The sequence below is a fragment of the Spongiibacter thalassae genome (assembly GCF_012272835.1).
GTDB lineage: Bacteria > Pseudomonadota > Gammaproteobacteria > Pseudomonadales > Spongiibacteraceae > Spongiibacter > Spongiibacter thalassae.
Genome location: NZ_JAAWWK010000006.1, coordinates 408,461 through 430,847, shown reverse-complemented (window position 1 = coordinate 430,847; position 22,387 = coordinate 408,461). Strand labels below are relative to the sequence as shown.

The 22,387-nt window shown below is 54.5% G+C and carries 35 protein-coding genes; 33 read left to right on the top strand and 2 right to left on the bottom strand.

Going from position 1 to position 22,387, the window contains the following annotated elements:
• The 29 genes from HCU74_RS17450 to rplQ form a co-directional block, all read left to right on the top strand.
• Positions 1-556: EF-Tu C-terminal domain-related protein (locus HCU74_RS17450; RefSeq protein ID WP_246864676.1), on the top strand; the 556-nt coding region annotated here is incomplete at its 5' end.
• 237 nt (positions 557-793) lie between these two features.
• Entirely contained in the window at positions 794-1,105 is a 312-nt protein-coding gene (rpsJ, locus tag HCU74_RS17445) for a 30S ribosomal protein S10 (RefSeq protein ID WP_103684259.1), read from the top strand.
• A gap of 115 nt (positions 1,106-1,220) precedes the next feature.
• Positions 1,221-1,865 (top strand): 50S ribosomal protein L3, encoded by a 645-nt coding sequence (gene rplC, locus HCU74_RS17440; RefSeq protein ID WP_168451683.1) that lies wholly within the window; start codon positions 1,221-1,223, stop codon positions 1,863-1,865.
• An 11-nt stretch (positions 1,866-1,876) separates the two neighbouring features.
• Positions 1,877-2,497 carry a 50S ribosomal protein L4 gene (gene rplD / locus HCU74_RS17435; RefSeq protein WP_168451682.1) on the top strand — a complete coding sequence of 207 codons (621 nt, stop codon included), beginning with the start codon at positions 1,877-1,879 and terminating at the stop codon, positions 2,495-2,497.
• The gene (rplW, locus tag HCU74_RS17430; protein WP_168451681.1) at positions 2,494-2,790 is read left to right on the top strand and encodes a 50S ribosomal protein L23; all 297 of its coding nucleotides are present in this window, start codon (positions 2,494-2,496) and stop codon (positions 2,788-2,790) included. Before rplD ends, rplW begins: the two co-directional genes overlap by 4 nt.
• Before the next feature lie 17 nt (positions 2,791-2,807).
• Positions 2,808-3,632 carry a 50S ribosomal protein L2 gene (rplB, locus tag HCU74_RS17425; RefSeq protein ID WP_168451680.1) on the top strand — a complete coding sequence of 275 codons (825 nt, stop codon included), beginning with the start codon at positions 2,808-2,810 and terminating at the stop codon, positions 3,630-3,632.
• 28 nt (positions 3,633-3,660) lie between these two features.
• Positions 3,661-3,936: a 30S ribosomal protein S19 gene (rpsS, locus tag HCU74_RS17420; protein WP_168451679.1), complete on the top strand. Its 276-nt coding sequence runs from the start codon at positions 3,661-3,663 to the stop codon at positions 3,934-3,936.
• A gap of 25 nt (positions 3,937-3,961) precedes the next feature.
• Positions 3,962-4,300 carry a 50S ribosomal protein L22 gene (gene rplV / locus HCU74_RS17415; protein WP_168451678.1) on the top strand — a complete coding sequence of 113 codons (339 nt, stop codon included), beginning with the start codon at positions 3,962-3,964 and terminating at the stop codon, positions 4,298-4,300.
• 13 nt (positions 4,301-4,313) lie between these two features.
• The gene (gene rpsC / locus HCU74_RS17410; protein WP_168451677.1) at positions 4,314-4,988 is read left to right on the top strand and encodes a 30S ribosomal protein S3; all 675 of its coding nucleotides are present in this window, start codon (positions 4,314-4,316) and stop codon (positions 4,986-4,988) included.
• Positions 4,989-4,999: 11 nt separating this feature from the next.
• The gene (rplP, locus tag HCU74_RS17405; protein ID WP_168451676.1) at positions 5,000-5,413 is read left to right on the top strand and encodes a 50S ribosomal protein L16; all 414 of its coding nucleotides are present in this window, start codon (positions 5,000-5,002) and stop codon (positions 5,411-5,413) included.
• Entirely contained in the window at positions 5,413-5,604 is a 192-nt protein-coding gene (rpmC, locus tag HCU74_RS17400; RefSeq protein WP_168451675.1) for a 50S ribosomal protein L29, read from the top strand. Before rplP ends, rpmC begins: the two co-directional genes overlap by 1 nt.
• 1 nt (position 5,605) lies before the next feature.
• The gene (gene rpsQ / locus HCU74_RS17395) at positions 5,606-5,872 is read left to right on the top strand and encodes a 30S ribosomal protein S17 (protein ID WP_168451674.1); all 267 of its coding nucleotides are present in this window, start codon (positions 5,606-5,608) and stop codon (positions 5,870-5,872) included.
• A 57-nt stretch (positions 5,873-5,929) separates the two neighbouring features.
• Positions 5,930-6,298, top strand: coding sequence for a 50S ribosomal protein L14 (gene rplN / locus HCU74_RS17390; protein ID WP_022960536.1), 369 nt, complete (start codon positions 5,930-5,932; stop codon positions 6,296-6,298).
• 31 nt (positions 6,299-6,329) lie between these two features.
• Positions 6,330-6,647: a 50S ribosomal protein L24 gene (rplX, locus tag HCU74_RS17385; protein ID WP_168451673.1), complete on the top strand. Its 318-nt coding sequence runs from the start codon at positions 6,330-6,332 to the stop codon at positions 6,645-6,647.
• Positions 6,648-6,660: 13 nt separating this feature from the next.
• On the top strand, positions 6,661-7,200 hold the full coding sequence (rplE, locus tag HCU74_RS17380; protein WP_168451672.1) for a 50S ribosomal protein L5: 540 nt from the start codon (positions 6,661-6,663) through the stop codon (positions 7,198-7,200).
• A gap of 13 nt (positions 7,201-7,213) precedes the next feature.
• Positions 7,214-7,519: a 30S ribosomal protein S14 gene (gene rpsN, locus HCU74_RS17375; protein ID WP_168451671.1), complete on the top strand. Its 306-nt coding sequence runs from the start codon at positions 7,214-7,216 to the stop codon at positions 7,517-7,519.
• A gap of 52 nt (positions 7,520-7,571) precedes the next feature.
• Positions 7,572-7,967 carry a 30S ribosomal protein S8 gene (rpsH, locus tag HCU74_RS17370; RefSeq protein WP_168451670.1) on the top strand — a complete coding sequence of 132 codons (396 nt, stop codon included), beginning with the start codon at positions 7,572-7,574 and terminating at the stop codon, positions 7,965-7,967.
• Positions 7,968-7,992: 25 nt separating this feature from the next.
• Positions 7,993-8,526: a 50S ribosomal protein L6 gene (rplF, locus tag HCU74_RS17365; RefSeq protein WP_168451669.1), complete on the top strand. Its 534-nt coding sequence runs from the start codon at positions 7,993-7,995 to the stop codon at positions 8,524-8,526.
• Between the two features lie 10 nt (positions 8,527-8,536).
• On the top strand, positions 8,537-8,887 hold the full coding sequence (gene rplR, locus HCU74_RS17360; protein WP_168451668.1) for a 50S ribosomal protein L18: 351 nt from the start codon (positions 8,537-8,539) through the stop codon (positions 8,885-8,887).
• Positions 8,888-8,897: 10 nt separating this feature from the next.
• Positions 8,898-9,410, top strand: a complete 513-nt coding sequence (rpsE, locus tag HCU74_RS17355) for a 30S ribosomal protein S5 (RefSeq protein ID WP_168451667.1) — start codon at positions 8,898-8,900, stop codon at positions 9,408-9,410.
• A gap of 19 nt (positions 9,411-9,429) precedes the next feature.
• Positions 9,430-9,606, top strand: coding sequence for a 50S ribosomal protein L30 (gene rpmD, locus HCU74_RS17350; protein WP_168451666.1), 177 nt, complete (start codon positions 9,430-9,432; stop codon positions 9,604-9,606).
• Positions 9,607-9,618: 12 nt separating this feature from the next.
• On the top strand, positions 9,619-10,053 hold the full coding sequence (gene rplO / locus HCU74_RS17345) for a 50S ribosomal protein L15 (protein ID WP_168451721.1): 435 nt from the start codon (positions 9,619-9,621) through the stop codon (positions 10,051-10,053).
• Positions 10,054-10,063: 10 nt separating this feature from the next.
• A complete protein-coding gene (secY, locus tag HCU74_RS17340) occupies positions 10,064-11,389 on the top strand; it encodes a preprotein translocase subunit SecY (RefSeq protein ID WP_168451665.1) in 1,326 nt (441 codons plus the stop codon).
• 29 nt (positions 11,390-11,418) lie between these two features.
• The gene (gene rpmJ, locus HCU74_RS17335; protein WP_008248307.1) at positions 11,419-11,535 is read left to right on the top strand and encodes a 50S ribosomal protein L36; all 117 of its coding nucleotides are present in this window, start codon (positions 11,419-11,421) and stop codon (positions 11,533-11,535) included.
• Between the two features lie 133 nt (positions 11,536-11,668).
• A complete protein-coding gene (gene rpsM, locus HCU74_RS17330; protein WP_168451664.1) occupies positions 11,669-12,025 on the top strand; it encodes a 30S ribosomal protein S13 in 357 nt (118 codons plus the stop codon).
• A gap of 72 nt (positions 12,026-12,097) precedes the next feature.
• Positions 12,098-12,490, top strand: a complete 393-nt coding sequence (gene rpsK / locus HCU74_RS17325) for a 30S ribosomal protein S11 (RefSeq protein ID WP_022960548.1) — start codon at positions 12,098-12,100, stop codon at positions 12,488-12,490.
• 22 nt (positions 12,491-12,512) lie between these two features.
• Positions 12,513-13,133 carry a 30S ribosomal protein S4 gene (rpsD, locus tag HCU74_RS17320; protein ID WP_168451663.1) on the top strand — a complete coding sequence of 207 codons (621 nt, stop codon included), beginning with the start codon at positions 12,513-12,515 and terminating at the stop codon, positions 13,131-13,133.
• Positions 13,134-13,166: 33 nt separating this feature from the next.
• A complete protein-coding gene (locus HCU74_RS17315; protein ID WP_168451662.1) occupies positions 13,167-14,168 on the top strand; it encodes a DNA-directed RNA polymerase subunit alpha in 1,002 nt (333 codons plus the stop codon).
• A 66-nt stretch (positions 14,169-14,234) separates the two neighbouring features.
• Positions 14,235-14,624, top strand: coding sequence for a 50S ribosomal protein L17 (gene rplQ / locus HCU74_RS17310; protein WP_168451661.1), 390 nt, complete (start codon positions 14,235-14,237; stop codon positions 14,622-14,624).
• Positions 14,625-14,703: 79 nt separating this feature from the next.
• Here rplQ and HCU74_RS17305 read toward each other — a convergent pair whose 3' ends face one another.
• Positions 14,704-15,768, bottom strand: a complete 1,065-nt coding sequence (locus tag HCU74_RS17305; RefSeq protein ID WP_168451660.1) for a GGDEF domain-containing protein — start codon at positions 15,766-15,768, stop codon at positions 14,704-14,706.
• Positions 15,769-15,851: 83 nt separating this feature from the next.
• Positions 15,852-18,674: an excinuclease ABC subunit UvrA gene (uvrA, locus tag HCU74_RS17300; RefSeq protein ID WP_168451659.1), complete on the bottom strand. Its 2,823-nt coding sequence runs from the start codon at positions 18,672-18,674 to the stop codon at positions 15,852-15,854.
• Between the two features lie 206 nt (positions 18,675-18,880).
• Between uvrA and HCU74_RS17295 the strand changes: the two genes are divergently transcribed.
• From HCU74_RS17295 to moaB, 4 genes are all read left to right on the top strand, one after another.
• Positions 18,881-20,248 carry an MFS transporter gene (locus tag HCU74_RS17295; protein ID WP_246864675.1) on the top strand — a complete coding sequence of 456 codons (1,368 nt, stop codon included), beginning with the start codon at positions 18,881-18,883 and terminating at the stop codon, positions 20,246-20,248.
• Positions 20,249-20,323: 75 nt separating this feature from the next.
• Entirely contained in the window at positions 20,324-20,848 is a 525-nt protein-coding gene (ssb, locus tag HCU74_RS17290; protein ID WP_168451658.1) for a single-stranded DNA-binding protein, read from the top strand.
• 182 nt (positions 20,849-21,030) lie between these two features.
• The gene (locus tag HCU74_RS17285) at positions 21,031-21,873 is read left to right on the top strand and encodes a sugar nucleotide-binding protein (RefSeq protein ID WP_168451657.1); all 843 of its coding nucleotides are present in this window, start codon (positions 21,031-21,033) and stop codon (positions 21,871-21,873) included.
• Positions 21,860-22,387, top strand: coding sequence for a molybdenum cofactor biosynthesis protein B (gene moaB / locus HCU74_RS17280; RefSeq protein ID WP_168451656.1), 528 nt, complete (start codon positions 21,860-21,862; stop codon positions 22,385-22,387). The genes HCU74_RS17285 and moaB overlap by 14 nt, the downstream gene beginning before the upstream one ends.

The following is a 22,387-nucleotide window of genomic DNA, read 5'->3' as shown; positions in this document are numbered from 1 at the left end:
CTTCCTGATGCCTATCGAAGATGTATTCTCTATCTCTGGTCGTGGAACGGTTGTTACCGGTCGTATCGAACGCGGTATCCTGAAGACTGGCGACGAGATCGAAATCGTTGGTATTCACGACACCACCAAAACCACCTGTACCGGTGTTGAGATGTTCCGCAAGCTGCTCGACGAAGGTCGTGCTGGTGAGAACGTAGGTGTGTTGCTGCGCGGTACCAAGCGTGATGAAGTAGAGCGTGGTCAGGTTCTGGCCAAGCCCGGTTCAATCACTCCGCATACTCGCTTTGAAGCAGAGGTGTACGTACTGTCCAAGGAAGAGGGTGGTCGTCACACGCCGTTCTTCAAGGGCTACCGTCCTCAGTTCTACTTCCGTACCACTGACGTTACCGGTGCGTGTGAGCTGCCTGAAGGTACAGAAATGGTTATGCCTGGCGACAACGTGAAAATGGACGTAACACTGATTGCGCCCATCGCGATGGAAGAAGGTCTGCGTTTTGCAATCCGCGAAGGTGGCCGTACTGTCGGTGCCGGCGTTGTTGCGAAAATCGTAGAATAAGCTGGCGCGGCCTGGCCGCAGCAGTGTGAAAGGGAGGCTTCGGCCTCCCTTTCTTGGTATAAGCGATGGCTTTTATATGCGCTTAACAATGGTGGTGTAAAGAATTAGTGATATAGAGTGGATTGTTGTTGACAGCGCCCTCCAGGATCATTAATATGCCGCTTCTTTTTTCGGGTTGTCTCGGCCATTTAGCGCCGATAGTGGCCCGAAGCTATTTCGGGATGGGAGTTTGATCAGGTGCAAAATCAACGGATTCGCATTCGTTTAAAAGCTTTTGATCACCGCCTTATCGATGCGTCTACGCAAGAGATTGTCGATACCGCAAAGCGTACTGGTGCTCAGGTTAGAGGTCCAATTCCTCTGCCTACGCGCAAAGAGCGTTTTACGGTTCTGGTCTCTCCACACGTGAACAAGGATGCGCGAGATCAATATGAGATCCGCACCCATAAGCGCATGTTGGATATCGTAGAGCCTACAGAAAAAACTGTAGACGCTTTGATGAAGCTAGATCTGGCGGCTGGTGTAGAAGTTCAAATTAGCCTTGGCTAATTAACAAAACATACTGAATTTTTTTCAGACCCGCTCAGGGGCTGGCCCTGGGTTGTGTAACGTGTGAAAACACGGCCGTAGAGGGTTAAGCCCCGTACACTGAGAGGTTGGAGCAATGACTATAGGTTTGGTCGGTCGTAAGAGCGGCATGACGCGCGTTTTTACCGACGACGGCGTTTCTATTCCGGTAACTGTGATTGAGGTAGAGCCCAATCGCGTTACTCGTGTCAAGGCAGAAGATGGCGAAGGCTATCGCGCAATACAGGTCACCGCTGGTGCTCGTAAAGCGTCTCGTATTTCTAAGGCAGAAGCTGGCCATTTTGCGAAAGCAGGTGTTGCTGCAGGTCGTGGTCTCTGGGAATTTCGTCTGAGCGAAGGCGAAGAAGCTCCCGAGGTCGGCGCCGAGCTGACTGTGGCAGCTTTCGAAGCTGGTCAAAAAGTCGATGTCACCGGGCAGTCCAAAGGTAAGGGCTTCCAGGGTGGTGTTAAGCGTTGGAACTTCCACATGCAAGACGCCACACACGGTAACTCGCTTTCTCATCGTGCCCCAGGTTCTATCGGTCAGTGTCAAACACCTGGTCGTGTTTTCAAAGGCAAGAAAATGGCTGGCCACATGGGTGCTGAGCGCGTAACTGTGCAAACTCTCGAAGTGGTGCGTGTAGACGCGGAGCGCAACTTGATCTTGATCAAGGGTGCGGTTCCAGGTGCGCCGGGCGGAGACGTGTTTGTTCGTCCCGCTGTGAAAGCAAAAAAATCCTAGGGGGCTAAGCAGTGGAACTGAGTATTGCGAAACCCGGTAACGGTGCAGCGGCTGGATCAATCCAGGTATCCGATGTCGCCTTTGCTCGTGAGTTTAATGAAGATCTGGTTCATCAGGTTGTTACCGCTTATCTGGCGGGTGCCCGTCAGGGTACTCGTGCGCAAAAGACGCGCTCTGATGTAAGTGGTGGTGGTAAGAAGCCCTGGCGTCAAAAGGGCACGGGTCGTGCTCGTGCCGGTACTATTCGCTCGCCAATCTGGCGTGGCGGCGGTGTCACCTTTGCTGCGCGTCCACAGGACCACAGCCAGAAAGTGAACCGCAAGATGTACCGTGCGGCAATGCGCTCCATTTTGTCAGAGCTTGCTCGTCAGGATCGCCTCGTTGTTGTTGAAGAGCTGGCTCTCGAAGCGCCTAAAACCAAATTGTTGGTGAAGTCGCTGGGTGAGTTGGGTCTACAGGGTGCCTTGATTGTTACTGAAGAAGTTACTGGCAATCTGTACCTGGCAGCGCGCAATCTGCACGACGTAGATGTTCGCGATGTGAACGGTGTCGACCCCGTGAGCTTGATTGGTTACGAAAAAGTGGTTGTAACCGTCGCTGCGCTGAAAAAATTTGAGGAGCTGTTGGGATGAATCAAGAACGCATCTACAAAGTATTGCTAGGCCCTCACGTTTCTGAAAAAAGTGCAATGAGCGCCGAGGCGGGTAACCAGGTAGTGTTTCGTGTTCTGCCCAGCGCAACCAAGCTGGAGATCAAAAACGCTGTCGAAAAGCTGTTCAAGGTCGACGTAGTAGACGTTCGCACCGTGAACATGAAAGGCAAGGTAAAGCGTAACCGTTTCGGTCTGAGCAAAAAGCCGAGCTGGAAGAAGGCTTACGTTAGCCTTGTGCAAGGTCAAGACATCGACTTTGCGGTCGCTGAATAAGTCTGGAGCTGAGTCAAATGGCAATTGTAAAAAGTAAACCGACCTCTCCCGGCCGCCGCTTTGTTGTTCGGGTAGTTAATTCCGACCTGCATAAAGGTGCGCCGTACAAGCCGCTGCTGGAGCCCCAGTCGCGCAATGGCGGTCGCAACAACAATGGTCGCATCACCACGCGTCACGTTGGTGGTGGTCACAAGCAGCACTATCGGATCATTGATTTCAAGCGCAACAAGGACGGCATTCCCGCTGAAGTTGAGCGTCTGGAATATGACCCGAATCGCACCGCGTTTATCGCGCTGCTGAAATACGCCGATGGCGAGCGTCGTTACATTATTGCTCCCAAGGGTGTATCTGCCGGTGACGAGCTGGTATCTGGCGAAGCATCGCCAATTAAGCCGGGTAACACATTGCCACTGCGCAATATCCCGGTAGGTAGCACCATTCACTGCCTGGAAATGAAGCCTGGCAAGGGTGCTCAAATCGCGCGTAGTGCAGGTGCTTCAGTGCAGCTGGTCGCTCGCGAAGGCCAATATGCCACTGTGCGTTTGCGCAGCGGTGAAATGCGCAAGATTTTGTCTGAGTGTCGCGCTACGTTGGGTGAAGTATCCAACAGCGAGCACAGCCTGCGCAAATTGGGTAAAGCCGGTGCGGCGCGTTGGCGTGGTGTTCGTCCTACCGTTCGCGGTGTGGCGATGAACCCCGTTGATCACCCACACGGTGGTGGTGAAGGTCGTACCTCCGGAGGTCGTCATCCTGTTACACCATGGGGTGTGCCGACTAAAGGGTATAAGACCCGTAAAAATAAGCGTACAGATAAGCTGATTGTGCGTGATCGCAGAAAATAAGCGCAGTCAGAGTAAAGAGGATTAGCTTGTGCCACGTTCATTGAAGAAAGGGCCGTTTATCGACCTTCATCTCTTGAAGAAGGTTGAAACGGCAGTAGAGAAAAACGATCGTCGTCCGATCAAAACCTGGTCGCGTCGTTCCATGATTCTCCCCGAAATGGTCGGTTTGACCATTGCGGTACACAACGGTCGTCAACACGTCCCGGTAATCGTTTCCGAGGACATGGTTGGGCACAAATTGGGTGAATTCGCCGCGACCCGCACCTATAAGGGGCACGTGGCTGATAAGAAGGCCAAGCGTTAAGCTTGCGCCGGGAGAGGCATAGACGATGGAAGTAGCGGCACATTTAAAAGGCGCACGAATCTCCGCCCAGAAGGCCCGCTTGGTTGCTGACCAGATTCGCGGTAAAGGCGTAGAAGAAGCCCTTGATTTGTTGACCTTCAGCTCTAAAAAAGCGGCTGGCATCATTAAAAAGGTGCTCAATTCCGCGATTGCAAACGCCGAGCACAACGAAGGTGCCGACGTTGACGAGTTGCGCGTAGCAACAATCTTCGTTGACGAAGGCATGACGATGAAGCGTTTGCGCCCACGTGCTAAGGGTCGGGCTGACCGGATCTTGAAGCGGTCCTGTCATATCACGATCAAAGTAGCCGACGGCGAAGCTTAGTAGGAGAGACCAAATGGGTCAGAAAGTACACCCGACCGGTATCCGGCTGGGAATAGTAAAAGATCACAACTCTATCTGGTATGCAGGTAGCAAACAGTATGCTCAGCAACTGGTCACTGACTTGTCAGTGCGCGAGTACCTGATGGATAAACTGTCTCATGCGTCGGTTAGCCGCATTGTGATCGAGCGTCCAGCCCAAACGGCGCGGATTACTATCCACACAGCTCGCCCCGGCATTGTGATCGGTAAAAAAGGCGAAGACGTCGATAAGCTGCGCAAGGAACTCAGTGCGCGCATGTCGGTGCCTGTGCATATCAATATTGAAGAAGTCCGCAAGCCGGATCTCGACGCCAAGCTGGTAGCGATGAATGTTGCTCAGCAGTTGGAGCGTCGCGTAATGTTCCGTCGCGCTATGAAGCGTGTGGTACAGAATGCGATTCGCCAGGGCGCAGAAGGGATCAAAGTTCAGGTGAGCGGTCGTGTCGGCGGTGCTGAGATTGCCCGTACTGAGTGGTACCGCGAAGGCCGAGTGCCTCTGCATACCCTGCGTGCGGATATCGACTATGCCACACACGAAGCAGCGACGACCTACGGCATCATCGGTGTGAAAGTCTGGATCTTCAAGGGTGAAATCCTGGGGAACAGAGTTGAAGCAGTCGAAGCCAAGGCTAAGAAAGGTTCAGAGTAAGGGTTACGCAAATGTTACAGCCGAAGCGCACAAAGTTTCGCAAGGTACAAAAAGGCCGCAACCGCGGTCTGGCAGAACGCGGCAGCCGGGTCAGCTTTGGTGATTTCGGCCTGAAAGCGGTCGGACGCGGTCGTATTACCGCTCGCCAGATCGAGGCAGCGCGTCGTGCCATGACCCGTCACATCAAGCGTGGCGGAAAAATCTGGATTCGCGTGTTTCCCGATAAGCCAATCACTGAAAAACCTCTCGAGGTTCGTCAGGGTAAAGGTAAGGGTAACGTTGAATACTGGGTTGCCCAAATCCAGCCCGGCAAGGTGCTGTACGAAGTTGAAGGTGTGCCAGAGCAATTGGCCCGCGAAGCATTTGCTTTGGCGGCTGCCAAGATTCCGGTGCAAACCACATTTGTTAAGCGGGTGGTGATGTAATGAATGCTATCGAGTTACGCGAAAAGTCAGTTGACGAGTTGAACGCTCAACTGCTGCAGCTGCTGGAAGCCCAGTTCAAGCTGCGTATGCAGAAAAGCACCGGCCAGTTAGCGCAGACGCACTTGCTGAAGCAGACGCGTCAAGAAATTGCGCGTATTAAGACTGTGCTACAGGAAAAGGCAGGTAATTAATATGTCAGAAGCAGCAAAGAGCGCTCGCACGGCCACTGGTAAAGTGATCAGCGACAAGATGGATAAGACCATCACGGTTCTGATCGAGCGTCGTGTAAAACACCCGATTTATGGTAAGTACCTTACTCGTTCTTCCAAGATTCACGCTCATGATGAAAACAATGAGTGTAAAGCTGGTGACGTAGTAACGGTTTGCGAAACGCGTCCGCTGTCGAAAAGCAAGTCCTGGACTTTGCTGCGCGTTGACGAAGCGGCTACCCAGATTTAACTTGGCCGGCGGCCTGTGTTCAAGCTTGATGCACAGTTGACTGCTTTGGAGTAAGAAATGATTCAAACAGAAAGCTATTTGGAAGTTGCAGATAACAGTGGCGCACGTCGCGTTATGTGCATCAAGGTGCTCGGCGGCTCTCACCGTCGCTATGCGCGCGTTGGCGATCTGATCAAAGTCACTGTCAAAGAGGCTATTCCTCGCGGCAAAGTGAAAAAAGGTCAGGTGATGACGGCGGTTGTAGTTCGCACCAAAAAAGGCGTACGTCGTGGCGATGGTTCGCTGATTAAGTTCGACGATAACGCAGCAGTATTGCTGAACAACAATTTGGCGCCCATTGGTACCCGTATATTCGGGCCGGTAACTCGGGAGCTGCGCGGCGAGAAATTTATGAAGATTATCTCCCTGGCGCCTGAAGTACTGTAACGGAAGCCGAGGAAAGACTGAGGTCAGCATAATGCGCAAAATTAAACGTGAAGACGAAGTAATCGTCTTAACCGGTAAAGACAAAGGCAAACGCGGCAAGGTACAAAAAGTACTGGACGACAATCGCGTGCTGGTTTCCGGCATCAACATGATCAAGAAGCACACTCGCCCCAACCCGCAAATGGGTGTGGCGGGTGGAATCGTGGAAAAAGAAGCGCCTATTCAGGTTTCTAACATCGCGATTTATAACCCGACTACCAGCAAGGCTGATCGGGTGGGCTTCAAGGTCGCCGAAGACGGCAGCAAGACCCGCGTATTCAAATCCAGCGGCGACGCGATCGACGCGTAGGGGTTATTAGAAAATGGCACGATTAAGCGAACTGTACAACAACGAGTTGCGCGCAAAGCTCAAAGAAGAGCTTGGCTTGGCGAACCCGATGGAAGTTCCCCGCATCACTAAAATCACTCTGAACATGGGTGTGGGTGAAGCGGCTGGCGACAAAAAAGTCCTGGAGGCAGCCCTGGCTGACCTGCAGAAGATCAGCGGTCAAAAGCCGGTGGTCACCAAGGCCCGCAAGTCTATCGCTGGTTTTAAAATTCGCGATGGCTGGCCGATCGGCTGCAAGGTAACCCTGCGCAGCGAGCGTATGTACGAATTTCTGGATCGCCTGATCAGTGTGGCCATTCCGCGGGTGCGTGACTTCCGTGGTATCAGCCCCAAGTCTTTCGACGGTCGCGGTAATTTTGCGATGGGCGTCACCGAGCAGATCATTTTCCCGGAAATTGATTATGACAAGGTGGATACACTGCGCGGACTTGATATCACTATCACTACCAGCGCACGCAATGACGATGAAGGTCGGGCCTTGTTGAAAGCGTTCAACTTCCCGTTCAAAGCTTAAGGGGTTCAGGGATATGGCAAAGGAATCAATGAAGGCGCGCGAAGCGAAACGCGCTCGTGCCGTCGCTAAGTACGCTGCGAAACGCGCTGAGTTGAAAGCGATTATCAGTAGCGTAAACACGTCTGATGAAGAAAAGTGGGATGCTCAGGTCAAGCTGCAAAAATTGCCGCGTGACGCCAGCCCCTCTCGCCAGCGTCGTCGCTGCCAGATTACCGGTCGCCCACACGGCGTATACCGCAAGTTTGGGCTTTGCCGTAACCAATTGCGCCAGGCAGCGATGCGTGGTGATGTACCCGGTCTGGTTAAGGCCAGCTGGTAAGATTGAGAATTTTGCTGTCGCGCGATAACGCGGCGATCAATGGGAGCAAAACATGAGCATGCAAGACCCTTTAGCGGATATGCTGACACGCATCCGCAACGCTCAGATGGCGGGTAAGGCGGTAGTTGAAATGCCGTCTTCAAAGCTGAAAAAAGCGGTAGCAAATGTCCTTGAGCAGGAAGGCTATGTCGCCGGTTCTCGTGTAGAAGAGAACGGTGGTAAGGCAACACTGGTTGTGGACCTTAAGTATTTCCAAGGTAAGCCGGTTATCGCTGAGATACAGCGTGTAAGTCGCCCGGGTTTGCGCGCCTACGCTGGTAAAGACCAGTTGCCTTCTGTGCGTGCTGGTTTGGGTATCGCTATTGTCTCCACCAGCCGTGGTGTGATGACAGACCGTGCTGCTCGCGCAGCCGGTGTAGGTGGCGAAGTGCTCTGCACTGTATTCTAAATCGACGGTACGAAGAGTTTCTAAAATGTCCAGAGTAGCGAAAAGTCCAGTGACTATCCCCAAAGGGGTTGAAGTCAAACTCGACGCCGACAGCATCGCGGTGAAAGGCAAGAATGGCAACATGTCTATGCCGCTGCACGCGTCCGTCGAAGTAAAGCAGGAAGATGGTCAGCTGATTTTTGCAGCCCGAGAAGGCGTCAAAAATGGCTGGGCAATGGCCGGAACCACGCGCGCACTGACCAATAACATGGTCGTCGGCGTTAGCGAAGGTTTCCAGCGTAAACTGATCCTCAACGGTGTTGGTTACCGTGCCAAGGCAAGCGGCAAGAGCTTGAACCTGGTGCTGGGCTACTCTCACCCTATTGATTACGTTCTGCCGGAAGGTGTTTCTGTTGAAACTCCGACTCAGACCGAAATCGTGTTGAGTGGAAGTGATAAGCAGGTGCTTGGGAAGGTTGCAGCAGAAATCCGCGCATTCCGTCCGCCCGAGCCCTATAAAGGTAAAGGTGTTCGCTATGCTGACGAAAACATTCGTCGCAAAGAAGCGAAGAAAAAGTAAAGGCTAGCATATGAGCGATAAGAAAGTATCAAGACTACGTCGTGCACGCCGCGCCCGCTGTAAAATGCGTGAGTTGCGAGCGGTTCGTCTGTGCGTACATCGCACGCCGCGCCATATGTACGCGCAAGTGATTGCCGCCGAAGGCGACAAGGTTCTGGCCAGCGCTTCAACGCTGGACAAGGAACTACGCAGCGCATCTAGTGGCAATATCGCAGCAGCTGCCGGAGTCGGTAAACTGATTGCGGACCGTGCAAAAGCCGCAGGTGTAACAAGGGTCGCCTTTGATCGCAGTGGATTCCGTTTCCACGGTCGCGTCAAGGCGCTGGCAGATGCCGCCCGTGAAGGTGGATTGGAATTCTAAGGTTTAGGCGATGGCGTACAACGATCAGAAAGACAAAGCAAACTCCGAAGGCCTCCAGGAAAAACTGGTCCAGGTTAACCGGGTAGCCAAGGTAGTTAAAGGTGGCCGTATATTCAGCTTCACCGCACTGACTGTCGTTGGCGACGGCAATGGCAAGGTAGGCTTCGGTCGCGGCAAAGCTCGTGAAGTGCCTGTGGCTATCCAGAAAGCGATGGAAGCAGCACGTCGCAACATGGTCCAGGTTGACCTGAAAGGGGATACACTGCAGTACGCTGTCAAAGGCGCACACGGTGCCTCCAAGGTTTACATGCAGCCAGCGTCTGAAGGTACTGGTGTTATCGCCGGTGGTGCGATGCGTTCGGTTCTTGAAATTGCAGGTGTACACAACGTACTGGCGAAATGTTACGGGTCTACAAACCCTGTTAATGTGGTTCGCGCTACGATCAAAGCACTGCAAAGCATCTCTTCTCCTGAAGAAGTCGCAGCCAAGCGCGGCAAGTCGGTAGAAGACATCCTCGGCTAAGTAAGGGGCGGGATTTGTCATGAGCAAAATTAAAGTTACACAGGTTCGCTCTATTGCGGGCCGACTGAAAGCCCATAAAGCCTGTATTGCTGGACTGGGTCTGCGTCGTATTGGTCACACCGTTGAAGTAGAGGATACTCCTTCAGTTCGCGGCATGATCAATAAAGTCAATTATTTGGTACGTGTTGAGGGTTAAGTGATGAGCGAGTTGCGTTTAAACACGCTGAGTCCAGCGCCCGGCCGAGTTAAGGAAGGCAAGCGCGTTGGACGCGGTATTGGTAGCGGGCTGGGCAAGACTGCCGGTCGCGGCCACAAGGGTCTGAAGTCCCGTTCTGGCGGTAGCGTTCGTCCAGGCTTCGAAGGCGGTCAGATGCCTTTGCAAAAACGTCTGCCAAAATACGGTTTTACTTCCCGTATGGCAGCGGTAACTGCACAGATTCGCACGTCGGAATTGAATGGCGTTGCCGATGAAGTGATCGATCTGTCTGCACTCAAGCGTGCTGACCTGATTGGCGCAAACATCGAGCGTGCCAAGATCTTCTTGTCTGGCGATGTGACTAAAGCTGTTACGGTTAAAGGCCTTGCTGTAACCAAAGGCGCTCGCGAAGCTATCGAGAAAGCGGGCGGCAAGATCGAGGAATAGGGAATACCCCATGGCGAAATCCAGTCCTTTATCAACTGGAAAGCAGTCCGGACTAGGCGAGCTGATGGCTCGCCTTCGTTTTCTGTTACTGGCGATAATTGTTTATCGTATTGGTACCCATATACCGGTGCCAGGAATTAACCCGGATCAGCTCGCCGCGCTGTTTAACCAGAACCAGGGAACCGTGCTGGGTCTGTTTAATATGTTCTCCGGCGGTGCGCTGGAGCGTATGAGTATTCTGGCTCTGGGTATCATGCCTTACATCTCTGCATCGATTATCATGCAGCTGATGTCCGCCGTGAGCCCACAGCTGGAAGCCCTGAAGAAAGAAGGCGAGGCTGGACGTCGCCAAATCAGTCAGTATACCCGCTACCTCACCGTTGTTTTGGCAACGCTGCAGGCGGTTGGGATGACCGTTGGTCTGGCCAATCAAGGGCTGGCTTATAACGCTGATCTGAGCTTTTACTTTACTGCGGTAGTCTCCTTGGTGACTGGTGCTGTATTTATGATGTGGCTCGGTGAGCAAGTGACTGAGCGCGGCATTGGCAATGGTATATCCATGCTGATCTTTGCCGGCATCGTAGCGGGCTTGCCCGCGGCGGTAGGTCAGTCGCTCGAGCAAGCGCGCCAGGGTGAACTGAACGTTCTGGTTCTGCTGGGTATCCTGGTGCTGGCGGTTGCAGTGGTGTATCTGGTGGTGTTTATCGAGCGCGGCCAGCGTCGGATTACGGTGAATTACGCCAAGCAGCAGCGCGGCAACCGTATGTATCAGGCGCAGTCGAGTCATCTGCCGCTCAAGGTGAATATGGCGGGGGTTATCCCAGCGATTTTCGCCAGCTCTATTCTGCTGTTCCCTGCGTCTATCGCGCAGTGGGTCAGCCAGAGTGGCGACGGGATGGAATGGTTGCAGGAACTGGCGTTGGCGATTGGGCCCGGTCAGCCGTTGAACATACTGCTGTTTACCGCGTTGATTGTGTTCTTCTGTTTCTTCTATACCGCGTTGATGTTTAACCCGGATGAAGTTGCAGACAATCTGAAACGGTCGGGTGCGTTTCTGCCTGGGATTCGTCCCGGCAAGCAAACAGCGAGTTATATCGACGATGTGTTAACCCGCCTGACGATGTTTGGTTCGATTTACATTGCCGGTGTATGTTTGCTACCCCAGTTCCTGGTGGTGATGTGGAATGTGCCCTTCTATCTGGGCGGCACATCGTTGCTGATCGTTGTTGTGGTAGTAATGGATTTTATGGCTCAGGTTCAGTCGCACATGATGTCTCATCAGTACGACTCTGTCATGAAGAAAGCTAATCTGAAGAATTATGGCGGCGCCCGCTAATAGGCGTCGCAATTTGTTGGAGTGTCGTCATGAAAGTTCGCGCATCGGTAAAGACAATTTGCCGCAACTGTAAAATCGTACGCCGCAAAGGTGTGGTTCGCGTAATTTGCAGCGTTGAACCGCGCCACAAGCAGCGGCAGGGCTGAGTATTTTCTGGTCAATGGGCTTGAATCGCAGCCCGTATGCGGATAGACTACTGCGCCTTTCGCGCGGTGGTCGTCTGTTGTTGGCCAGTAAGTGTTGAGCGTCTAAGTTAAAGCTTTAATTGGAGTAATCTGAATGGCTCGTATTGCGGGTGTCAACATACCAGATAACAAACATGCTGTTATTTCGTTGACCTATATTTACGGCATCGGTCGCACCACGGCAAAGAAATTGTGTGCCGGCAGTAATATCGCGGAAGATGTAAAAATTGGTGATCTGTCTGAAGATCAGCTGGATTCACTGCGTAACGCCATCGCAAAAATTGCGGTAGAAGGCGATCTGCGTCGTGAAGTCAGCATGAACATCAAGCGTCTGTTGGATCTTGGCTGTTTTCGTGGGCTGCGTCATCGTAAGGGCTTGCCCCTGCGTGGACAGCGTACTAAAACGAATGCGCGTACCCGTAAAGGTCCACGTAAGCCGATTCGCAAGTAATTGCGAGTAAGCAGCGCCTTTAGTGTAGCTACACCACTAGTGTAGTGTTGATATTAGAAGCAGGAATAGAAAATGGCTAAACCCGGTAAACAAGCACCGCGCAAAAAGGTCAAAAAGACCGTTGTCGACGGTGTCGCGCATATCCATGCGTCGTTCAACAATACCATCATTACCATCACCGACCGCCAGGGCAACACCCTGAGCTGGGCAACTGCCGGCGGCAGTGGCTTCCGCGGTTCACGTAAGAGCACGCCCTTCGCTGCCCAGGTTGCAGCAGAGCGCGCCGGTAACGCGGCTAAAGACTACGGCCTGAAAAACCTGGACGTTGAAGTCAAAGGCCCCGGCCCTGGCCGTGAATCGGCTGTTCGCGCGTTGAACAACTGCGGCTACAAGATTACCAACATCACAGACGTGACGCCCATTCCACACAATGGTTGCCGTCCTCCCAAGAAACGTCGCGTGTAATTAACAGTTGAGGAATTGAAACATGGCTAGATATTTAGGCCCAAGCTGTAAATTAGCCAGACGGGAAGGCACCGATCTGTTTTTGAAGAGTGGCGTTCGTCCGCTGGATTCAAAATGCAAAGCAGAAACAGCGCCCGGTATGCACGGTGCGCGTCGCGGCCGTCTGTCTGATTACGGTGTACAGCTCCGTGAAAAACAAAAAGTTCGTCGTATGTACGGCGTGCTTGAAAAGCAATTCCGCGGTTACTACAAAAAGGCGGCAAGCAAGAAAGGCGCTACCGGTGAAAACCTGCTTCAGTACCTTGAGTCGCGTTTGGATAACGTGGTTTACCGTATTGGTTTCGGTTCTACCCGCGCTGAATCACGCCAGCTGGTATCGCACAAAGGCATTCTCGTAAACGGCAAGACCGTTAACGTTCCTTCTTACCAGGTGCAAGCCGGCGACGTGATCTCTCTGCGTGAAAAAGCCAAAAAGCAGCTGCGTGTTCAGTCCGCTTTGACTTTGGCAGCCCAGCGCGGTGATTGCGCTTGGATCGATGTCAATGCAGACAAGATGGAAGCCGTGTTTAAAAACGCACCTGATCGTAGCGACTTGTCTTCTGAGATCAATGAGCATCTGATCGTAGAGCTTTACTCGAAGTAAGTTTTTCCCTGACATTCTCACTACAGGTGAACTATGCAAAGTGCAGTGAATGAATTTTTAACTCCGCGGGTGATTCAGGTTGAAGAGCTTGGCGCTACCCGCGCGAAAGTCACCCTGGAGCCGCTGGAGCGTGGTTTCGGCCATACGCTGGGTAACGCTCTGCGCCGTATTTTGCTTTCTTCTATGCCTGGTTGTGCGGTCACAGAAGTTGAAATTGACGGGGTGCTGCACGAGTACAGTGCAATCGAAGGTGTTCAGGAAGACGTAATCGAAATACTGCTTAACCTTAAAGAGGTTGCAGTCGTTCTTCACGGTAAGGATCAGGCCATACTGTCACTGAGCAAGAAGGGCGAAGGTCCGGTAGTTGCGGGTGACATACAGACAGATCATGAAGTAGAGATCGTCAACAAAGATCACGTTATTGCCAACCTGAACTCAACCGGCGACCTTAATATGCGCCTGACCATTGGTCGTGGCCGCGGTTATGTTCCCGCTGATGCGCGCAATGTTGGCGACGAAGAAACGCGTTCCATCGGTCGTTTGCAGTTGGATGCCAGCTACAGCCCGATCAGCCGCGTTAGTTACGTTGTTGAGAGTGCGCGGGTAGAGCAGCGTACCGACCTCGACAAGCTCGTGCTGGATCTGGAAACCAACGGTACTATCGACCCGGAAGAAGCGATTCGTCGTGCCGCGACAATACTTCAGCAGCAGCTGGCAGTATTCGTTGATCTCGAAAGCGAAGGCGAGAAAGAGCCCTCGCGTGAAGAGAACGAAGTTGATCCTATCCTGCTGCGCCCGGTCGATGACCTGGAGCTGACAGTGCGCTCTGCGAACTGTCTCAAAGCAGAAAATATTTACTACATCGGCGACCTGGTACAGCGTACCGAGGTTGAGCTGCTGAAGACCCCGAACCTGGGTAAAAAGTCGCTCACCGAAATCAAAGATGTATTGGCTTCACGTGGACTGTCTCTGGGCCTGCGCCTGGATAATTGGCCGCCTGCGAGCCTGAGAAACGACGACCGGGTTCTGGCGTAAGTCGGCCCCAGATAATTTAGCTGAAATTTTTGCTGAGATAGCAAACGTTTATTAAAGGAAAAAGCCATGCGTCATCGTCATAGCGGCCGTCAATTGAACCGCAACAGTTCGCATCGCAAAGCGATGTTCCGCAACATGACGGCTTCACTGGTGGAGCACGAACTGATTAAAACGACTCTGCCCAAAGCTAAAGAGCTGCGCCGCCACGCGGAACCGCTGATCACTTTGGCCAAGACCGATAGCGTTGCAAACCGTCGTTTGGCGTTCGCCAGACTGCGTAGCGACGAAGCGGTAGGAAAGCTGTTCTCTGAACTTGGACCGCGTTACTCAGAGCGCCCAGGTGGTTATATTCGTATTATGAAGTGCGGTCTGCGTACCGGCGACAAAGCGCCTATGGCCTATGTTGAGCTGGTTGATCGCCCGGTAGTAGACGAAGAGGACGACGGCGAAGAGTAATCTTCTCTGTTAGTCTAAAAAAAACCGGCCTTCCAGGTCGGTTTTTTTTTGCCTGAGAATCCTGGGTGGCGGGTGGGGATTATTCGGCAGCGGCTGAGCGACTGCTTTCCTTGTGCTCATACATGCGGCTGTCAGCGACCTGCAGCAGGGTAAGGGGGTCATTGCCGTCGCTGGGGTAGTCGGCAGTGCCAATACTGGTGCGCAGGTCGAGGGTGATTTCACCCACTTGTATGGGTTCGTTCAATTCTCGAGCAAGGCGTTCCAGCAGGGCAGTATGGTCATCGTCTGCATCGATTATGATGGCAAATTCGTCTCCGCCGATACGGCTGACAAAATCCTGGCTGCGCAGGCTGTCGCTGATGCGCTTGCTAAACGCCTGCAGTGTCAGATCGCCCACGTCGTGGCCGAAGATGTCGTTAATCGGTTTGAAGTTGTTGATATCCAGGAACACCAGGCGGTAACTTTTTTGTTTACCCGCGAGCTGTTCGCAGTAGTTCAGGAAGCCGCTGCGATTACAGACCCCCGTAAGGGTGTCGTGGTAGGCGGCTTTTAGTATCGACTCCTGGTATTTGCGGTTGCCCCTTTGGTAAAAGGCGATAATGAAAATGGTTCCGATATAGGCGATGTGGTTGGTTGTGGCCCGTTGGAGAGACAGTGCGGTGTCGCTTCCATAGTGGCCAAGACCGGATGCCGTCCACAGGCAAAGTGCAACATAGCCTGCAATACCCCATATTACACCTTCGCGGAAGTTCACCAGCAGAAAGGCGAACAGCGGAGGGATACAGAGTATCAGTGGTGAGGCTGTGGTGCTGTCGGTGTTCTGGAAAATAAGCAGGTAGCTGAAACAGGCCCAGGTGGTCGCAAGGGTAAGGGATGCGGCGACCAGGTAGTTTCTGGTCAAATGGAAATACAGGGCGCTGGTGATGATTCCGCTGATAAGAATGACGCTGAGAGAGGCGTTGCCCAGCGAGTTGGCAGACGTTGTGGGTGTGGCTTGGCCCAGTTGCAGGCCAATGATGAAGTGGGTGCAAATCAGAAATGCCCCGCCACCGAAAAAGACCCGTGCCCGCCAGAGGTCTTCGGTGCCGCTGGTGGGTAGTTGCCCTCGGCTCTCCCTTGAGTTCCTTTGTCTTCTATCGTCCATTGAAGATGCCTTGCTGCATTAGCGCTGCGGTGAGGCATTGCTAGTATGAATTCACGCTAAGCGATAATCAGCGATTTGGCAAGTTATAGCAGTCCCGCCAGAAAACGCCCGGTATGGGAATGGGCCTGCTCTGCGACCTGCTCCGGAGTACCCTCAGCGATAATCTTCCCGCCGCCGCTGCCACCCTCCGGGCCAAGATCGATGATCCAGTCAGCGGTCTTGATCACGTCAAGGTTATGTTCGATCACGACAACCGTGTTGCCGTGATCACGCAAGCGGTGAAGTACCGTCAGTAGTAGCTGTATGTCCTCGAAGTGTAGACCAGTTGTGGGCTCATCGAGGATATAAAGTGTTTTTCCGGTATCGCGCTTGGAAAGCTCTCGCGCGAGCTTCACTCGCTGGGCTTCGCCGCCAGATAGTGTGGTGGAGGCCTGGCCGAGGCGTATGTAGCTAAGTCCGACATCCATCAGTGTCTGGAGTTTCTTGTTGATTGCCGGAATATTTTCGAAAAAACTGTGGGCGTCCTCAATGGTCATGTCGAGGACTTCATGGATATTCTTTCCTTTGTAGAGGATTTCAAGGGTTTCCCGGTTATAGCGCTGACCCTTGCAGACTTCGCAGGCGACATAAATATCAGGTAGAAAATGCATCTCGACCTTGGTTACGCCGTCGCCCTGACAGGCTTCACAACGCCCGCCCTTAACATTAAAACTGAAGCGGCCTACTTTATAACCCCGGGAGCGCGCCTCCTGTGTGCCAGCAAAGAGTTCTCGCACGGGGGTGAATATTCCGGTGTAGGTGGCGGGGTTTGAGCGTGGTGTGCGGCCGATCGGGCTTTGGTCGATATCAATGCACTTGTCCACCTTGTCGAGGCCATGAATATCGGCGTACGGGGCCGGGGTCAGGGTGCTGGCACCATTCAGCACCGTGGCGGCAATGGGGTACAGCGTGTGATTTATCAGCGTCGATTTGCCAGAGCCTGATACTCCGGTAACGCAGGTCATCAAGCCCAGAGGAATCTTGAGGTTAACATCGCACAGGTTGTTGCCGATGGCGCCATCGAGCTCGATGTAATGGTCGTCTTTTGGTGGATGCCGGAATTCGGGTACGGCTATTTTTCGTGTGCCGGATAGGTATTGACCCGTCAGCGAGGCGGGGTTATCCAGAATATCCTGGAGCGTTCCTTCGGCGACAATTTGTCCGCCGTGCACGCCGGCGCCGGGGCCGATGTCGATGATGTGGTCGGCGGTGCGTATGGCGTCTTCGTCATGCTCCACGACGATTACAGTGTTGCCGATATCCCGCAGATGCCGCAGTGTACCAAGCAGGCGCTCGTTGTCTCGCTGGTGAAGCCCTATGGATGGTTCGTCGAGAATATACATTACCCCAACAAGCCCCGCGCCAATCTGGCTGGCCAGGCGTATACGCTGGGCTTCGCCCCCGGACAGGGTGTCGGCGCTGCGATCCAGGCTGAGATAGTTCAGGCCGACATCGACCAGAAAACGCAGTCGGTCGTTGATCTCTTTCAGAATTTTCTCGGCAATCTGGGCGCGGCGTCCGCTCAGTGCCAGAGTTTGGAAATAGGTTTGTGCTGCGCCGACCGGCATTGCCGCGATATCGGGCAGGGTTTCTTCGTTGACGAAAACATGGCGTGCCTCCTTGCGCAGACGGGTGCCGTTGCAGTCCGGGCAGGCGTGGGTGCTGAGAAACTTGGCCAGGTCTTCGCGCACGGTTTGCGACTCGGTATCCCGGTAGCGGCGATCCATATTGGGAATGATGCCTTCAAACACGTGTTTGCGCTGAAAGCTGTCGCCCCGGTCGTTGACGTAGGTAAAGCTGATTTCCTCGTCGCCACTGCCGAACAGGATTTTGTCCCGGTGAGCTTTGTCGAGGGACTCAAATGGGGCGTCTATATCAAAGCCATAGTGCTCGGCCAGTGAGTTGAGCATATGGAAGTAATACACGCTGCGCCGGTCCCAGCCGCGAATTGCACCGGTAGACAGGCTGGCCTCCGGATGCTGCACGATGCGGTGCTCGTCGAAATACTGGCGCACGCCAAGTCCGTCGCAGCTGCCACAGGCCCCCTGTGGGCTGTTGAACGAGAACAGGCGCGGCTCCAGTTCGCTGAGGCTGTAGCCACAATGGGGGCAGGCGAACTTCGCCGAAAACACGACTTCGTCGGCCTTGGGGTCGTCCATGTCCGCTATCTGGGCGATGCCGTCACTCAACTCCAGCGCAGTTTCGAAGCTCTCAGCGAGGCGCTGGCCAATATCCTCGCGCACCTTGACCCGGTCGACCACCACTTCAATGTCGTGTTTTTTCTTTTTGTCCAGTTCCGGTGTGTCGTCCAGATCGACCACGATGCCGTCGATTCGGGCGCGGACAAAGCCCTGGCTGCGGAGTTTTTCCAATATGTGTAAATGTTCACCCTTGCGGTTCTTGATAACCGGCGCCAGCAGCATCAGCTTACGGCCTTCGGGCATGGCCAGAACGGTGTCTACCATTTGGCTGACAGTTTGCGCCGCCAGCGGTGTGTCGTGGTCCGGGCAGCGAGGTTCGCCCGCGCGGGCGAACAGCAGGCGCAAGTAGTCGTAAATTTCGGTAATTGTACCTACGGTTGATCGCGGGTTGTGCGAGGTGGACTTCTGTTCGATGGATATCGCCGGTGACAGCCCGTCGATATGATCGACGTCGGGCTTTTCCATCATCGACAGGAACTGGCGGGCATAGGTAGACAGGGATTCCACGTAGCGCCGCTGGCCCTCCGCATAGAGGGTGTCAAAAGCCAGCGAGGATTTCCCCGAGCCAGACAGCCCGGTAATCACCACCAGCTTGTCCCGGGGTATCTCCAGATCGACGTTTTTCAAATTGTGGGTGCGGGCACCGCGTACAATAATCTGGCTCATGGAATTCCTGCCTGGACAAACCCGGCATTATACGTTGCCGGGTGAGCGCGGCGCAAAGAGGGGGGCCTTGCCAATGATGTCGTTTTGCTCGCCCTATGCGGATTTATAAGCGGGGGACAAGCTGGTAAACTTGACAGGTAACCCGCATCCATTCGCGGAGTGCGTGCTCGGTCTCCTTCGTTTAACTCAACCCTGGATTGCAGCTTTTGAATCAGCCCTCTGCTATGTCGGCGATAGAACTTCGTGCGGTTACTGCGCTAGCCAGTCTCTACGTGTTCCGCATGTTGGGGCTGTTCATGTTGCTGCCAGTGCTGCCGCTGTACGCAGCGGAATATGACTTCAGCACCCCGATGCTGGTCGGCCTCGCCCTGGGGGTTTATGGTCTGGGGCAGGCGGTACTGCAAATACCCCTCGGAATGCTGTCGGACCGCATAGGGCGCAAGCCGGTGATTATCTCCGGCTTACTATTGTTCGCTGCCGGGGGGCTGCTCGCTGCATCCGCAGAAAGTATTTTTATGGTCATCGCCGGGCGATTGCTACAGGGCTGCGGTGCGATTGCCAGCACCCTTTCTGCCACCGTCGCCGACCTCACTCGGGAGCATCATCGCAGTAAGGCGATGGCCGCAATCGGTATGAGTATTGGTGTCGCCTTTGGCGCGGCGATGGTGCTGGGGCCTTGGGTGGCGGCCTTATTCGGCGTGTCCGGACTGTTTTTACTGACCACGGCGCTGGCCTTGCTGGGAATTCTTACAACTATTTTCATGGTGCCAAACGTGAGCTTTCAGGCGACTAATCCGGGTAGCCAGGCACTGGCGGGCTTGTTGCGCCGCTGTCTGAGCACACCGGAATTGATGCGGCTGAATATTGGCGTGTTTGTCTTGCACGCGGTCATGATGATGGTGTTTATCGTCGTGCCGCTGCGGTTGCTGGAACTCGAGCTGTTGTCCCAGAGCCACTGGAAAGTGTACTTGCCCGTGATGGCGGCGGCCTTTGTGCTGATGGTGCCCTTCATGGTGGTGGCGGAGAAAAGGGGCTTGCAGGTCGCGATGCTGCGGATTGCGCTGGTGTTGATGGCGCTCGCCTTCACTGGCGCCGCCCTGGTGCCGACCACGCTGTTTGCGGTAGTGGCGGTGCTGTTGCTGTTCTTTACCGCGTTCAATTATCTGGAAGCGTCGTTGCCGTCGCTGCTCAGCCGAATGGTCTACGCCGGGGGAAAGGGCACGGCGATGGGCGTGTTTTCCAGTTTCCAGTTTCTTGGCGCTTTTTGCGGCGGAGCGGTGGGCGGCTGGTTGCTCGGCGCTTGGGGGGAAGTGGCGGTGTTTACTGTTGCCACTGCCGGGGTATTGCTTTGGCTCGGGTGCACCTCGGGAATGGCGCCGCCGGAAGATAATGTCAGTGTCACCCTCGCGTGGCGTGATGAGGGCTGGAGTATCGAGCGGCTGCGGGCTGAAGTACTGCGGCTGCCGGGTACCCTCGATATGACGGTGTTCGAAAGTGAGCGGCAGGCCTATTTGCGAGTGCGCAAGGGTTTCGATATTTCATGTTTGCCCGCGGCGCTTAGCGTGCGCGAATAATGACGCTATCCGTCGGAATCCGGTATAGTGTCTGGTCAAGTTTGGTGTGTTTGCAAAGATAACAGGAGATAGCGCATGGCGCGTGGTATCAACAAAGTCATTCTGGTCGGCAATTTGGGCCAGGACCCGGAAACCCGCTATATGCCTTCCGGTGGCGCGGTCACCAATGTGACCATCGCAACCAGCGAAACCTGGAAAGACAAACAGACGGGCCAGCCCCAGGAGCGCACTGAGTGGCACCGGGTGGTATTTTTCAACCGCCTTGCGGAAATTGCCGGTGAATACCTGAAAAAGGGCTCAAAGGTCTATGTGGAAGGCTCGCTGCGCACTCGTAAGTGGCAGGATCAGAGCGGCCAGGACCGCTACACCACCGAGATTGTGGCGGCAGAAATGCAAATGCTCGACAGTCGCTCTGGCGGCGGTATGGGCCAGGGAGGCGGCTACGAGGACGACGGCTATAGCAGCAGCCCGGCGCCGCAACAGCAGCGTCGCAGCCCACCGCCCCAGCAGGCGGCTCCCCAGCGGGCGCCTCAGCAACCTGCGCCGAGTGCGCCACCCGCGGGTGGTTTTGACGATTTCGACGACGATATCCCGTTCTAGGATAGATCTGTGGGAGCGCGCCCTTGGCGGTGGCTCCTCGGTTCTCACCCGAAACATCTCGTTGTAAGCCTGTTTCCGCTATGTGTGGCATAGCATCGTTTTGTCGCCGGGGCGACGAAAACGGCAAGAATTAGGTTTGGGGTGGAGCGGGTTACCAAGTAACCAGGTTGTGAGCACATTTAGTGAAAGTCGTTTTAGTCTGCGAAGAGCAATCGTTGGTTCAGGCGCTGAAGCTGCATCTGGTCTCGCGGGGGCGAGAGCTGCACTGGGAGTCCCTGGATTCGCTGAGGGCCCGGCCCAGCCTTCTGGACGATGCATTGCTGATCGATGGCCTGTCGCTGAATCTGGCTGACGATGGCGTTGCCGCTCGGCAGAAGTCCTTCGACAGTTTGCTCGCTCTCAGTCGGCAGCGAGCCAGGGTGTATATTGCCCTGAGCGATGCCCGGGTATTTGATGGGCTGGCTGAGGGTGATACCCCGCTGAACGAAAATACCACGCCGGAGTCCGTTGGCAAGGTGGGCAAGGCCCTGTTGGCGATGGAGGAGACTCTGCTTTCCTGCTCGTTGCAAAGTCTCGTGCTGCGCACCGGGCCGATCATTGCCGCTACCGGCGACAACTTTCTCACTGACTTTGTCCGCGCCTTGAAACGGGGAGAGTCTCCGGTAATTTCCAACCAGACGATCAGTTCGCCCACGGCAGTCAGTGATCTGGCGCGAGTGCTCTGCGCGATGCTGGAGCAGTTGAACTGTGGCGCCAACTGTCGCGGCATCTATCATTATCAAAGCAGTGGGCCGTGCAGCGCCTACGAGTTTGCCGAGGTTGCGTACGCCCACGCCAGCCAATATCTGCCTCAGGTCAGCCAGATCGATGTGGGCGAGGGTGGTATGAATTGGTCGCCACTGCTTGCAGAGCTGCGTTGCGAGCGGGTGCTGCGCAACTTTGGTATCAAGCAGTTGCCCTGGCGGGCGTGGCTGCCCAAGTTGATAAAAACCATCTGTGAGGAAGACGACAATGATAGCGGTTAACGCCTTTGTATCGCTGAATGTAGCGGTGATGACGGTATCCGACACCCGCGACGAAGCCAGTGACAGCTCGGGAGCATACCTGGTTGAGGCGCTTACCGAGGCCGGTCATCAGTTGGCGGACAAGGCCATTGTTAAAGACGACATTTATCAGATTCGAGCGGTGCTCTCCCGCTGGATTGCCGACGCCGAGGTGGATGCCGTGGTGCTGACCGGCGGCACCGGTTTTTCCGGGCGGGATTCGACCCCGGAGGCGGTGTCGGTGCTGTTTGACAAGCATATTGAAGGCTTTGGCGAGGTGTTTCGAGCAGTATCCTACGATGAGATCGGCTCATCGACTATTCAGTCCCGGGCCCTGGCGGGCTTTGCCAACAACACTGTGATTTTCTGCTTGCCGGGCTCTACAGGCGCCTGTCGCACCGGCTGGAACGCGTTGATTAAAGAGCAGCTGGACAGTCGCCATCGACCCTGTAATTTTGTCGGGGTTTTGCAGACCCGTCGCGGGCAGGTGTCCTGA